Origin of the sequence: Pseudomonas weihenstephanensis (assembly GCF_016812185.1) — a bacterium.
In the GTDB taxonomy this organism is placed as follows: domain Bacteria; phylum Pseudomonadota; class Gammaproteobacteria; order Pseudomonadales; family Pseudomonadaceae; genus Aquipseudomonas; species Aquipseudomonas weihenstephanensis.
The window spans coordinates 379,392-392,125 of the sequence record NZ_JAAEBV010000005.1 but is presented as its reverse complement, the minus strand read 5'-3'; the positions used below and the strand labels follow the sequence as shown (position 1 = coordinate 392,125).

At 55.6% G+C, this 12,734-nt stretch carries 10 protein-coding genes and 2 pseudogenes; 11 read left to right on the top strand and 1 reads right to left on the bottom strand.

What is annotated here, in order from left to right:
- Positions 1-36: 36 nt before the first annotated feature.
- Positions 37-852: pseudogene (gene map / locus GYN01_RS17945) on the bottom strand (type I methionyl aminopeptidase); the annotation flags it as partial.
- Between the two features lie 338 nt (positions 853-1,190).
- Between map and rpsB the strand changes: the two are divergent.
- The 11 genes and pseudogenes from rpsB to lpxD all read left to right on the top strand — a co-directional run bounded on the left by rpsB (position 1,191) and on the right by lpxD (position 12,695).
- Complete coding sequence (rpsB, locus tag GYN01_RS17940; protein ID WP_048363353.1) at positions 1,191-1,931, top strand: 30S ribosomal protein S2; 741 nt, start codon at positions 1,191-1,193, stop codon at positions 1,929-1,931.
- 206 nt (positions 1,932-2,137) lie between these two features.
- The gene (tsf, locus tag GYN01_RS17935; RefSeq protein WP_048363354.1) at positions 2,138-3,007 is read left to right on the top strand and encodes a translation elongation factor Ts; all 870 of its coding nucleotides are present in this window, start codon (positions 2,138-2,140) and stop codon (positions 3,005-3,007) included.
- Between the two features lie 207 nt (positions 3,008-3,214).
- Positions 3,215-3,958: a UMP kinase gene (pyrH, locus tag GYN01_RS17930; protein WP_048363355.1), complete on the top strand. Its 744-nt coding sequence runs from the start codon at positions 3,215-3,217 to the stop codon at positions 3,956-3,958.
- Positions 3,955-4,512: a ribosome recycling factor gene (gene frr, locus GYN01_RS17925; RefSeq protein ID WP_003440428.1), complete on the top strand. Its 558-nt coding sequence runs from the start codon at positions 3,955-3,957 to the stop codon at positions 4,510-4,512. The genes pyrH and frr overlap by 4 nt, the downstream gene beginning before the upstream one ends.
- Before the next feature lie 15 nt (positions 4,513-4,527).
- Positions 4,528-5,283: a polyprenyl diphosphate synthase gene (uppS, locus tag GYN01_RS17920; RefSeq protein WP_048363356.1), complete on the top strand. Its 756-nt coding sequence runs from the start codon at positions 4,528-4,530 to the stop codon at positions 5,281-5,283.
- Positions 5,283-6,089 (top strand): phosphatidate cytidylyltransferase, encoded by an 807-nt coding sequence (locus GYN01_RS17915; RefSeq protein ID WP_048363357.1) that lies wholly within the window; start codon positions 5,283-5,285, stop codon positions 6,087-6,089. Before uppS ends, GYN01_RS17915 begins: the two co-directional genes overlap by 1 nt.
- The gene (gene ispC / locus GYN01_RS17910; RefSeq protein WP_203307548.1) at positions 6,086-7,273 is read left to right on the top strand and encodes a 1-deoxy-D-xylulose-5-phosphate reductoisomerase; all 1,188 of its coding nucleotides are present in this window, start codon (positions 6,086-6,088) and stop codon (positions 7,271-7,273) included. Before GYN01_RS17915 ends, ispC begins: the two co-directional genes overlap by 4 nt.
- A gap of 44 nt (positions 7,274-7,317) precedes the next feature.
- Positions 7,318-8,670 carry an RIP metalloprotease RseP gene (gene rseP / locus GYN01_RS17905; RefSeq protein ID WP_048363359.1) on the top strand — a complete coding sequence of 451 codons (1,353 nt, stop codon included), beginning with the start codon at positions 7,318-7,320 and terminating at the stop codon, positions 8,668-8,670.
- 75 nt (positions 8,671-8,745) lie between these two features.
- The gene (bamA, locus tag GYN01_RS17900; protein WP_048363360.1) at positions 8,746-11,091 is read left to right on the top strand and encodes an outer membrane protein assembly factor BamA; all 2,346 of its coding nucleotides are present in this window, start codon (positions 8,746-8,748) and stop codon (positions 11,089-11,091) included.
- Positions 11,092-11,134: 43 nt separating this feature from the next.
- On the top strand, positions 11,135-11,638 hold the full coding sequence (locus GYN01_RS17895) for an OmpH/Skp family outer membrane protein (RefSeq protein WP_003440444.1): 504 nt from the start codon (positions 11,135-11,137) through the stop codon (positions 11,636-11,638).
- Positions 11,639-11,640: 2 nt separating this feature from the next.
- Positions 11,641-12,695: pseudogene (gene lpxD / locus GYN01_RS17890) on the top strand (UDP-3-O-(3-hydroxymyristoyl)glucosamine N-acyltransferase).
- Positions 12,696-12,734: the final 39 nt, after the last annotated feature.

Genomic DNA, 12,734 nt, shown 5'->3' with positions numbered 1-12,734 from the left:
GGGTTGTGGCTATCTATAGAGAAGCGACTGCAAACATCAGGCCGAAACGCGCGCGATGGTGTCATCGCTGCGCAGGGTAAAGATCTCGTAGCCGGTGTCGGTGACCAGCAGCGTGTGTTCCCACTGCGCTGACAACTTGCGGTCCTTGGTGATCGCGGTCCAGCCATCGCCCAGCACTTTGGTGTCGGCTTTGCCCTGGTTGATCATCGGCTCGATGGTGAAGGTCATGCCGGCTTTGAGTTCCATGCCGGTGCCCGCGCGGCCGTAGTGCAGGATTTGCGGTTCTTCGTGGAACACTTTGCCGATGCCGTGACCACAGAACTCGCGCACCACCGAAAAGCCGTTCTTTTCAGCGTGCTTCTGGATCACTTCACCGATATCGCCCAGGCGGCAGCCCGGTTTGACGATTTCAATGGCTTTGTACATGCACTCTTGTGTCACTTGCGACAGGCGCTCAGCCCAGACTGGCACTTTGCCAACATGGAACATGCGGCTGGTATCGCCGTGGTAGCCGTCCTTGATCACCGTAACGTCGATGTTCAGGGTGTCGCCTTCCTTCAACGCCTTGTCGCCCGGAATGCCGTGGCAGACGACGTGGTTGATCGAGGTGCAGATCGACTTAGGGAAGCCTTTGTAGTTGAGCGGGGCCGGAATGGCCTTTTGCACATTGACGATGTAATCGTGGCAGATGCGGTCCAGCTCTTCGGTGGTCACGCCGGGCTTGACGTACTCGGCGATCATTTCCAGGACTTCGGCGGCCAGTTTGCCGGCGACACGCATTTTTGCGATGTCCTCGGGGGTTTTGAGGGTGACGGTCATACAGGCTCTCTTCGCGCGTTGGCGCTCATCAACGGGTTTGCGGGTGCGTGTTCGGCAACACCCTGACGTAAAAACGCGATTCTAACAGACGACCGGCGTTAATCATGGGCCGCTTGCCATCGTTTCTCTTAATGGAATGGGGCATTCTGGCTCTATTGCGCGCCTTGCGCAAAAGCGCATGGAAGAAAGTCAGAATCCGTGTTTCGTTTTTTGGCCGTCTTGTGTTATAAAATGCGCCGCTTTGCGGGTATAGCCCGCTGAGCACAAACCCACACACGTGTCGACACGATGACCTGGGTGCCTTCAGCTCGAAGCTGCTGGTTGGTCATTGGGATACGTGGAGGCCTAACCCGACTTATTAAGGAACTATCATGTCCCAAGTCAACATGCGCGATATGCTGAAGGCCGGTGTGCACTTCGGTCACCAAACCCGTTACTGGAACCCGAAGATGGGTAAATACATCTTTGGCGCGCGTAACAAGATTCACATCATCAACCTTGAAAAAACCCTGCCAATGTTCAACGAAGCTCTGACTTTCGTAGAGCGTCTGGCCCAGGGCAAAAACAAGATTCTGTTCGTCGGCACCAAGCGTTCCGCTGGCAAGATCGTTGCTGAAGAAGCAGCACGTTGCGGTTCGCCGTACGTGGATCACCGCTGGTTGGGCGGCATGCTCACCAACTTCAAAACCATCCGTGCTTCCATCAAGCGTCTGCGTGACCTTGAAATCCAGGCCGAAGACGGTACGTTCGCCAAGCTGACCAAGAAAGAGGCGCTGATGCGCACTCGCGATCTGGAAAAGCTGGATCGTAGCCTGGGTGGTATCAAGGACATGGGCGGTCTGCCAGACGCTCTGTTCGTTATCGACGTTGACCACGAGCGTATCGCGATCACCGAAGCTAACAAGTTGGGTATCCCGGTTATCGGCGTTGTCGATACCAACAGCAGCCCAGAAGGTGTTGACTACATCATCCCGGGTAACGATGACGCAATCCGCGCTATCCAGCTGTACATGGGCGCGATGGCTGATGCTGTAATCCGTGGCCGTAACCACGTTGCTGGCGGCACCGACGTATTCGTCGAAGACGCTCCAGCTGCAGCGGTTGAAGGCTGAGTAATTAACGCCTAGCGTTTACTCAGTACGCAAAAAGGGGGCTTGGCCCCCTTTTTGCCACCTCGAAATCCATTTGTTGGACACGCCTCTGTCGTTGCTGTATCAAATTGCGGCTGGCAGGGTTGCATCGAGGCAGGCTTCACACGAATTGAACGCCCGTTTGGTCGGGTGGAATGGTTGAAAACCTATCCAAGAGGAATTTTGAAATGGCAGAGATTACTGCAGCGTTGGTTAAAGAGCTTCGTGAGCGTACTGGCGAAGGCATGATGGATTGCAAGAAAGCCTTGACCAAGGCTGGCGGCGACATCGAAAAAGCCATCGACGATATGCGTGCTTCGGGCGCCATCAAGGCCGCCAAAAAAGCAGGCAACGTTGCTGCTGAAGGCGCTATCGCAGTTAAAGTTGCGGATGACAACAAGTCGGCCGTAATTCTGGAAGTTAACTCGCAAACCGACTTCCTGGCTCTGCAAGATGACTTCAAGAAATTCGTAGCTGACAGCGTTGAAAAAGCGTTCGCAGACAAGCTGACCGAAGCCGCTCCGCTGATCGCTGCTCAAGAAGCTGATCGTCTGGTTCTGGTAGGCAAAGTAGGCGAAAACGTTAACATTCGTCGTCTGACCCGCGTTGAAGGTGATGTTGTTGATGCTTACCTGCACGGCAACAAAATCGGTGTTGTTGTTGCTCTGAAAGGCGGTAACGCTGAACTGGCTCGCGACATCGCAATGCACGTTGCTGCCAGCAACCCAGAATTCCTGCTGCCATCGCAGGTTTCCGCTGACGCAATCGAACGCGAAAAAACCGTGTTCATGAGCCTCAACGAAGACAAGATCAAAGGCAAGCCAGCAGAAATCGTTGAAAAAATGGTTGCCGGTCGTATCAGCAAGTTCCTGGCTGAAGCCAGCCTGGTTGAGCAGGCGTTCGTTAAGAACCCTGAAATCAAGGTCGGTGAGCTGGCCAAGAAAGCCGGTGCTGAAATCGTTTCCTTCACTTACTACAAAGTAGGTGATGGTATCGAGAAGCCGGTTGACGACTTCGCTGCTGAAGTAGCTGCTCAAGTGGCTGCAAGCAAGCAATAAGACGGTTTCCAACTGTCGACCCTAAGAGGCTGCCCGCTCACGCGCGCAGCCTCTTTTCAAATGGGTGAGGGTTTTACCTTTCCCGGCGGAACCGGTTTGCAAAATCGTGATCCGATGGTGCTGTTGTGCAGCGCCAAGCTAGAGTAAGCGTAGGCTGAAACCAGCCTCGCACAGATTTTTTATAAAACGCGGCAGGAGAGATTCGCAATGGCTCAGCAGGGCAGTGGTTATCAAGCTCGCTATAAACGCATTCTACTCAAGCTAAGCGGCGAGGCCCTGATGGGCTCTGAAGATTTCGGGATCGACCCCAAGGTCCTCGACCGCATGGCGCTGGAAGTTGGCCAATTGGTTGGCATCGGCGTTCAGGTAGGTTTGGTGATTGGTGGTGGCAACCTGTTCCGTGGCGCTGCGTTGAGTGCTGCCGGCATGGATCGTGTCACCGGCGACCACATGGGCATGCTGGCAACCGTGATGAACGCCTTGGCCATGCGCGATGCGCTGGAACGTGCGAATATCTCCGCCATCGTAATGTCGGCCATTTCCATGGTCGGCGTGACGGATCACTATGACCGTCGCAAGGCGATGCGCCACTTGAACGCGAAAGAAGTGGTGATTTTCGCTGCGGGTACGGGCAATCCATTCTTCACAACGGATTCTGCCGCCTGCTTGCGAGCCATTGAAATCGACGCTGATGTGGTGCTTAAAGCCACCAAGGTTGACGGCGTATACACCGCAGATCCATTCAAAGACCCGCATGCCGAGAAGTTCGATCATCTGACTTACGATGAAGTGCTGGATCGCAAGCTGGGCGTTATGGACCTGACGGCTATCTGTCTGTGCCGCGACCACAAAATGCCATTGCGCGTATTTAACATGAACAAGCCAGGCGCCCTGCTTAACATTGTTCACGGCGGTGCTGAAGGCACTCTGATCGAGGAAGGTCAACAATGATTAACGAAATCAAAAAAGACGCACAAACGCGCATGCAAAAGTCGCTGGAGTCGCTGAGCCATGCATTTGGCCAGATCCGTACCGGCAAGGCTCACCCAAGCATTCTGGGCAGCGTGATGGTGCCTTACTACGGCTCGGATACTCCGATTAGCCAAGTCGCCAACATTACCGTTAAAGACTCTCGCACCCTGCAAGTGGTGGCGTTCGAGCGCAACATGCTCGGTGCAGTCGACAAGGCAATCCAGAGCGCTGGCCTGAACCTCAATCCGACCAATCTGGGCGAGTTGCTGCTCATCTCCATGCCGGCCCTGACGGAAGAAACCCGTAAGGTTTTTGCCAAGCAAGCGCGTGACGCTGCAGAAGATGCGCGTATTGCCGTGCGTAACATCCGTCGTGATGCCTTGAGCCAGTTGAAAGACCTGGTCAAAGAAAAAGAAATCAGCGAAGACGAAGAGCGCCGTGCTGCTGATGATATCCAGAAGCTGACCGACAAGGCTGTTGCTGATATTGAAACGGCGACCAAGCAGAAAGAAGCGGACCTGATGGCCGTATAAGGGTCTGGGCGTTTTATGGAAAAGACCAAGCAGGCTGTGTCGCCATCGGTGCCGCGACATGTCGCGATCATCATGGATGGCAATAATCGCTGGGCGAAAAAGCGCTTTATGCCGGGGGTTGCCGGGCATAAAGCGGGCGTGGATGCTGTCCGTGCAGTGATTGAGGTGTGCGCCGAGGCTAAGGTCGAGGTGCTCACTTTGTTCGCTTTTTCCAGTGAAAACTGGCAGCGACCTGCGGCTGAAGTCAGCGCCTTGATGGATTTATTCTTCAAGGCGTTGCGTCGTGAGGCCAAGCGCCTCAACGAAAACAACATCAGTCTGCGCATTATCGGTGATCGCTCACGTTTCCATCCCGAGCTGCAAGCGGCGATGCGTGAAGCGGAGACGATCACTGCCGGGCCTGGACGCTTTGTACTGCAAATTGCCGCTAATTACGGCGGTCAGTGGGACATTGCCCAGGCCGCTCAGCGCTTGGCGCGTGAGGTTCAGGCGGGTCATTTGCAACCTGAAGACATCACGCCCGATTTGCTGCAAACCTGTCTGGTAACTGGCGATCTGCCGTTGCCTGATTTGTGCATCCGCACCGGTGGCGAACATCGCATCAGTAATTTCTTGCTGTGGCAGTTGGCCTATTCCGAACTCTACTTCTCCGACCTGTTCTGGCCGGACTTCAAACACGAAGCCATGCGTCATGCATTGGCTGATTTCGCTTCTCGCCAGCGTCGCTTCGGTAAAACGAGCGAGCAGGTTGAGGCTGGAGCCCGGGTTTAATGCTTAAACAACGCATCATCACTGCACTTATCTTGCTGCCAATCGCCTTGTGCGGTTTTTTCCTGCTTGAAGGGTCCAACTTTGCACTCTTTATAGGGCTGGTTGTGACGCTGGGCGCATGGGAATGGGCGCGGTTGGCCGGTTTTACCGCTCAAGCTGCCCGTGTTGGCTTCGCCGTCATCGTTGCGCTCCTGCTGTTTTGCCTGCACTTATTGCCTGACCTCGCGCCCTGGGTGCTGGCGGCTGCGGTGGTGTGGTGGGCAGCGGCCACCTTTTTGGTGCTGACGTTCCCCGAGTCGGCTTCGCGCTGGTCGAGCACGGCGGCAAAGCTGGTGATTGGCCTGCTGATCCTGCTGCCTGCCTGGCAGGGGTTGGTCATGATCAAGGCCATGGCGCTGGGCAATTGGCTGATCATGGCGGTGATGGTGTTGGTGTGGGGGGCAGACATCGGCGCCTATTTTTCAGGGCGTAAATTTGGCAAGCGCAAACTCGCCCCTAAAGTCAGCCCCGGTAAAAGCTGGGAAGGCGTCTTCGGTGGCTTGGTCCTGAGCCTGCTGATCACGCTTGTGGTTGGCATTGTGCGCGGCTGGAGCGCCGGCGAGATGGTTGCTGCGTTGGCGGGTGCGGCGGTTGTGGTATTGATTTCGGTGGTGGGCGACCTCACAGAAAGCATGTTCAAGCGCCAGGCGGGCATCAAAGACAGCAGCAATCTATTGCCGGGCCATGGCGGTGTGCTGGATCGCATTGACAGCCTGACGGCGGCGATCCCTGTGTTCGCGGTGTTGCTGTGGATGGCGGCATCATGAGTCGTCCTCAATTCATCACGGTGCTGGGTGCAACAGGTTCTATTGGCCTGAGTACCCTGGATGTGATTGCGCGTCACCCAGATCGTTATCAGGTGTTTGGCTTGAGCGGCTATAGTCGCCTCAATGAACTGCTGGCCTTGTGCGTGCAGCACAGGCCACAGGTCGCGGTGGTGCCACATGCGCAGGCCGCGCTTGAGTTGCAAGCCGGTTTGCGCGCTGCGGGCCTGAGTACCGAAGTGTTGGTCGGCGAGCAAGGCTTGTGTGATATTTCGTCGGCGCCGCAAGTCGATGCCGTGATGGCGGCGATTGTCGGTGCAGCAGGGCTGCGTCCTACGCTGGCGGCGGTCAATGCGGGCAAGAAAATACTGCTGGCGAACAAAGAAGCGTTGGTAATGACAGGCGCTTTGTTCATGCAGGCGGTGCGCCGCAGTGGCTCAGTGTTGTTGCCCATTGACAGTGAGCACAACGCGATCTTTCAGTGCTTGCCGCAGGATTTTGCGCGCGGCTTGGGTCGTGTGGGTGTTCGGCGTATTTTGCTGACGGCCTCAGGCGGTCCTTTCCGTGAAACGCCATTGGCTGACCTGGAGCGGGTGACCCCTGATCAGGCGTGCGCTCATCCCAATTGGTCGATGGGGCGCAAAATTTCAGTCGATTCAGCCAGCATGATGAACAAAGGGCTTGAGTTGATTGAGGCGTGCTGGCTGTTCGACGCCAAGCCAAGTCAGGTTGAAGTGGTGATTCATCCGCAAAGCGTGATTCACTCGCTGGTGGACTATATAGATGGCTCGGTGTTGGCGCAGTTGGGTAACCCGGACATGCGAACCCCGATTGCCAATGCATTGGCCTGGCCAGAGCGTATTGATTCGGGGGTCGCGCCCCTGGACCTCTTTTCGGTGGCGCGGCTGGACTTCCAACGCCCGGATGAGCAGCGTTTTCCATGCTTGCGCCTGGCGCGCGAGGCCGCAGCGGCTGGCAACAGTGCGCCAGCCATGCTCAACGCGGCCAATGAAGTGGCGGTGGCGGCGTTTTTGGGTGGTCGGATTCGCTACCCGCAGATTGCTCAGTTGATTGAAGACGTTCTAAATAAAGAGCCTGTGGTAGTCGTCGACGAATTGGAGGCAGTATTTGCCGCTGATGCCAAGGCGCGTGTATCGGCTGAACAATGGTTGAGCCGTAAGGGTTGATCAGGGCTGCTTGCCGGAACCGGACAGGATCGCGGAGAAAGTAGATGAGTGCGCTTTATATGATTGTTGGCACCCTGGTGGCATTGGGGGTGCTGGTCACTTTTCATGAATTCGGTCACTTTTGGGTGGCGCGCCGTTGCGGCGTCAAGGTTCTGCGTTTCTCTGTGGGCTTCGGCACGCCGTTACTGCGTTGGCGCGATCGCCAGGGCACTGAATTTGTGGTGGCAGCCATTCCGTTGGGTGGCTACGTAAAAATGCTTGATGAGCGGGAGGGCGACGTCCCTGTCGATCAGTTGGATCAGTCCTTTAACCGCAAAACCGTTGGGCAGCGTATTGCGATCGTTGCAGCAGGCCCGATTGCGAACTTCATGTTGGCGATGCTGTTTTTCTGGATTTTGGCCATGTTGGGCAGCCAGCAGGTGCGCCCGGTCATTGGTGCGGTCGAAAGCGGTAGCCTGGCTGCGCAGGCCGGTCTGGTGGCCGGTCAGGAAATCGTCGCCATTGATGGCGAGCCGACGACCGGCTGGTCCAACGTCAATTTGCAGTTGGTGCGTCGCCTGGGTGAGAGCGGGACGATTCAAGTAGCCGTGCGTGATGCCGGTTCGACTTCAGAGTCCGCGCATCAGGTGGTGTTGCATGATTGGCTAAAAGGCGCCAACGAGCCGGACCCTATCAGTTCTTTGGGTATTCGCCCCTGGCGCCCCGAGTTGCCGGCTGTTTTGGCCGAGCTGGACCCAAAGGGCCCTGCGCATGCTGCCGGGCTCAAGACAGCGGACACGCTGCTGGCCATGAACGATCAGCCGGTCAAGGACTGGCAGCAAGTGGTGGATTGGGTTCGTGAGCGCCCGGGTGCGCAGATCGTATTGCGTGTAGCGCGTGATGGTGTGCCCCTTGAGGTGCCTGTCACCTTGGCTGCGCGCGGTGAAGGCAAGGCTGCCACGGGTTATCTGGGGGCAGGGGTCAAGGGTGTGGACTGGCCGCCCGAGATGATTCGTGAGGTCAGTTACGGTCCGCTAGCCGCAATTGGCGAGGGCGCAAAACGCACTTGGACCATGAGCGTATTGACGCTCGACTCACTTAAGAAAATGTTGTTCGGCGAGCTCTCGGTAAAAAACTTGAGTGGACCGATAACCATTGCTAAAGTGGCGGGCGCTTCTGCCCAGTCGGGTGTTGCGGATTTCCTGAATTTCCTGGCTTATCTGAGTATCAGTCTTGGGGTTCTGAACTTGTTGCCCATACCAGTATTGGATGGGGGACATTTGTTGTTTTATCTGATCGAGTGGGCGCGTGGTCGTCCCTTGTCGGATCGGGTGCAGGGTTGGGGAATGCAGATCGGTATCAGTTTGGTGATCGGGGTGATGTTACTTGCTCTGGTCAACGATCTGGGCCGTCTGTAAACGCTTCGCTGAATTGCGAATCTGCCGCATTTTGCGGCAGTTTGTTTATTGCCAGTTGGAATAAGAAAGGACTTCATGAAACGTCTGCTGCTAACTGCGGTTCTCGCCGTACTGATGATCGCCGAAGTTCACGCCGAGTCCTTCACTATCTCTGATATTCGTGTCAACGGGCTGCAGCGGGTTTCCGCTGGTAGCGTGTTTGGCGCGTTGCCGCTGAACGTGGGTGAGGTAGCGGATGACCGCCGTTTGGTGGAATCCACTCGTGCGTTGTTCAAAACCGGGTTCTTTCAGGACATCCAACTGGGTCGTGATGGCAATGTGCTTGTCATTACGGTTGTCGAACGTCCTTCCGTCTCCAGCATCACCATTGACGGTAACAAGGCGATCTCCACTGACGACCTGATGAAAGGTCTTAAACAGTCGGGTCTTGCCGAAGGCGAAATCTTCCAGCGCGCCACCCTTGAAGGTGTGCGTAACGAGCTGCAACGTCAGTACGTTGCCCAAGGCCGCTACTCGGCTACGGTGGACACCGAAGTGGTGTCCGAGCCGCGCAACCGGGTTGCCTTGAAGGTCAATATCAACGAAGGCACGGTGGCAGCCATCCAGCACATCAACGTGGTGGGTAATACTGTTTTCCCGGAAGACGACCTCGTTGATCTGTTCGAGCTGAAAACCACCAACTGGTTGTCGTTCTTCAAGAATGACGACAAGTATGCGCGTGAAAAACTCTCGGGCGACCTTGAACGTCTGCGCTCTTACTACCTCGATCGCGGCTATATCAATATGGATATTGCTTCGACTCAGGTCTCGATCACGCCCGACAAGAAAAACGTCTACATCACGGTCAACGTGAACGAAGGCGAAAAATTCAATGTGGGTGAAGTCAAGCTGAGCGGTGACCTCAAGGTCCCAGAAGACCAGATCAAATCGCTGCTGCTGGTTCAGCCGGGCCAGGTGTTCTCGCGTAAGCTGATGACCACCACCTCTGAGCTGATTACCCGTCGTCTGGGTAACGAAGGCTATACCTTTGCCAACGTTAACGGCGTGCCGCAGCCAAACCCTGAAGATCACACCGTAGCCATTACGTTTGTGGTTGATCCGGGCAAGCGTGCTTACGTTAACCGCATCAACTTCCGTGGCAACACCAAATCTGAAGACCAGGTGCTGCGCCGCGAAATGCGTCAAATGGAAGGCGGCTGGGCGTCGACTTACCTCATTGATCAGTCCAAGGTGCGTCTTGAGCGTCTGGGCTTCTTCAAGGAAGTGAACGTAGAAACCCCGGCAGTGCCAGGCACTGACGACATGGTTGACGTTAACTACGCCGTAGAAGAACAAGCCTCCGGCTCGATCACCGCCAGCGTCGGCTTTGCCCAGAGCGCCGGTTTGATCCTCGGTGGCTCGATCACTCAGAACAACTTCCTGGGTACCGGTAACCGCGTCAGCCTCGGCTTGACCCGCAGTGAGTACCAGAGCCGTTACAACTTCAGCTACGTTGATCCTTACTGGACTGCCGATGGCGTGAGCCTGGGCTACAACGCGTTCTATCGCACCACTGACTACAAAGAACTCGACGTTGATGTTGCAAACTATTCGGTGGACAGCCTGGGTGCAGGCATCACCATGGGCTACCCGATCAGCGATACGTCACGTCTGACCTATGGCCTGAGCGTGCAGCAGGATGAAATCAGCACAGGTGATTACACCGTCGACGAGATTTTCGACTTCGTAAACCGTGAAGGTGACAAGTACCTCAACTTCAAGGCATCGGTGGGCTGGTCCGAGTCGACGCTGAACAAAGGTGTGTTGCCAACCCGCGGTAGCTCGCAAAGCCTGACGCTTGAGACCACTATTCCGGGCAGCGACCTGCAATTCTACAAACTGGATTACCGTGCACAGCTGTTCCAGCCGTTGACTGATACCTACACCATGCGCCTGCACACTGAGCTGGGCTATGGTGATGGTTATGGTTCAACCTCAGGGCTTCCGTTCTACGAGAATTACTACGCCGGTGGTTTCAACTCGGTACGTGGCTTTAAAGACAGTGCCTTGGGTCCTCGCAGTACGCCAAGTACAGGTAAGAACGGTACCTTGGTCGACCCGGACCAGGATTCGCTGCCATTCGGTGGTAACGTGCTGATCCAGGGTGGTGTTGAAGTGCTCTTCCCAATGCCGTTTGTGAAAGATCAACGCTCCCTGCGCACCTCCGTATTCTGGGATGTGGGTAACGTGTTCGACACGAACTGCAAAGGCGATACCAAAGATTGCGATATCGGCTTTAGCAACCTGGCCAGTTCTGTGGGTGTTGGCGTAACGTGGGTCACTGCTCTTGGTCCGTTGAGCTTCAGCTTGGCGATGCCAATCAAGAAACCGGATGATGCCGATACACAGGTGTTCCAATTCTCTCTCGGCCAGACTTTCTAAAAGCCTGACTTCAGATAACACAACGATTTTGTAGGAGTGCATCGTGCGTAAGTTGACTCAATTGGTTCTCCTGGCTTCGGTTCTGGTAGCAGGTCCGGCGTTCGCCGACATGAAAATCGCCGTACTGAACTATCAGATGGCGCTGCTCGAATCGGACGCTGCCAAGCGTTACGCCGTCGATGCCGAGAAAAAATTCGGTCCGCAACTGACTAAACTCAAGTCCCTGGAAAGCAGTGCCAAAGGCATTCAGGATCGTTTGGTCAAAGGCGGCGACAAAATGCAGCAAGGCGAGCGTGAGCGTCTGGAGCTTGAATTCAAGCAAAAGGCCCGCGATTTCCAGTTCCAGTCCAAGGAGCTGAATGAAGCCAAAGCAGTTGCTGACCGTGAAATGCTGAAACAGCTGAAGCCAAAACTGGACAGCGCTGTTGAAGAAGTCATCAAGAAAGGTGCCTTTGACCTGGTGTTCGAGCGTGGTGCTGTGATTGATGTAAAGCCTCAGTACGACATCACTCGCCAAGTCATTGAGCGCATGAATCAGCTGAAGTAATTATGACTGCGACTATAAAACTCGGCTATTTGGCCGAGTTCCTCGGTGCCACCTTGCGTGGCAGCGCGGAGAAAGAAATCACTGGGCTAGCCACTTTACAAGAGGCTGGCCCATCTCAGTTGAGCTTTCTGGCCAACCCTCAATACCGAAAATACCTGGTGGATTGTCAGGCTGGAGCTGTATTGCTCAAGTCAGCCGATGCCGAAGGGTATGTCGGTGATGCGTTGATTGTGCCCGACCCTTATCTGGCGTATGCCCGTATTTCCCACCTGTTTGATCCCAAGCCCAAAGCCGTGGCCGGGGTTCATCCTACTGCGGTAATTGCGGCTGACTCAGTGATTGATCCTGCGGCAAGCATTGGTGCCTTTGCGGTAATTGAAAGCGGTGCGCGCATTGCGGCCGGCGTTACCATTGGCCCTCATTGCTTTATCGGCGCTCGCTGCGAAATCGGCGAAGGTGGCTGGCTGGCTCCCCGCGTGACGCTTTATCACGATGTTCGCATCGGCAAGCGCGTGGTCATTCAGTCAGGTGCGGTGCTGGGGGGCGAAGGCTTCGGTTTTGCCAACGAGAAAGGTGTGTGGCAAAAAATCGCCCAGATCGGCGGCGTGTCCATTGGTGATGACGTTGAAATTGGCGTCAACACGGCTATCGACCGCGGTGCACTGGCAGATACGGTCATTGGCAATGGCGTCAAGCTTGATAACCAGATTCAGATCGCGCACAACGTGCAGATCGGTGACCATACGGCGATGGCCGCGTGTGTCGGGATTTCGGGAAGCACTAAAATCGGCAAACACTGCATGTTGGCCGGCGGTGTGGGGCTGGTGGGGCATATCGAGGTCTGCGATAACGTTTTTCTCACCGGCATGACCATGGTGACGCATTCGATTACCGAGCCGGGCGCCTATTCTTCCGGTACGGCGATGCAACCAGCGGCTGAGTGGCGCAAGAGTGCAGCACGTATTCGCCAGCTGGACGACATCGCAAGAAGGTTGAAACAACTGGAAAAGCGCGTCGAGAAGTGACCCCTGAGGGTATCGCTTCATCTGAAAGCTAATACTATTTCCATATCAGGTGCGCAGAACCACTGGTTTGT

Excerpts from the sequence above, each read along its gene's own strand:
- rpsB (WP_048363353.1), top strand. The coding sequence starts at position 1,191 with ATGTCCCAAGTCAACATGCGCGATATGCTGAAGGCCGGTGTGCACTTC.
- tsf (WP_048363354.1), top strand. The coding sequence starts at position 2,138 with ATGGCAGAGATTACTGCAGCGTTGGTTAAAGAGCTTCGTGAGCGTACT.
- pyrH (WP_048363355.1), top strand. The coding sequence starts at position 3,215 with ATGGCTCAGCAGGGCAGTGGTTATCAAGCTCGCTATAAACGCATTCTA.
- frr (WP_003440428.1), top strand. The coding sequence starts at position 3,955 with ATGATTAACGAAATCAAAAAAGACGCACAAACGCGCATGCAAAAGTCG.
- uppS (WP_048363356.1), top strand. The coding sequence starts at position 4,528 with ATGGAAAAGACCAAGCAGGCTGTGTCGCCATCGGTGCCGCGACATGTC.
- GYN01_RS17915 (WP_048363357.1), top strand. The coding sequence starts at position 5,283 with ATGCTTAAACAACGCATCATCACTGCACTTATCTTGCTGCCAATCGCC.
- ispC (WP_203307548.1), top strand. The coding sequence starts at position 6,086 with ATGAGTCGTCCTCAATTCATCACGGTGCTGGGTGCAACAGGTTCTATT.
- rseP (WP_048363359.1), top strand. The coding sequence starts at position 7,318 with ATGAGTGCGCTTTATATGATTGTTGGCACCCTGGTGGCATTGGGGGTG.
- bamA (WP_048363360.1), top strand. The coding sequence starts at position 8,746 with ATGAAACGTCTGCTGCTAACTGCGGTTCTCGCCGTACTGATGATCGCC.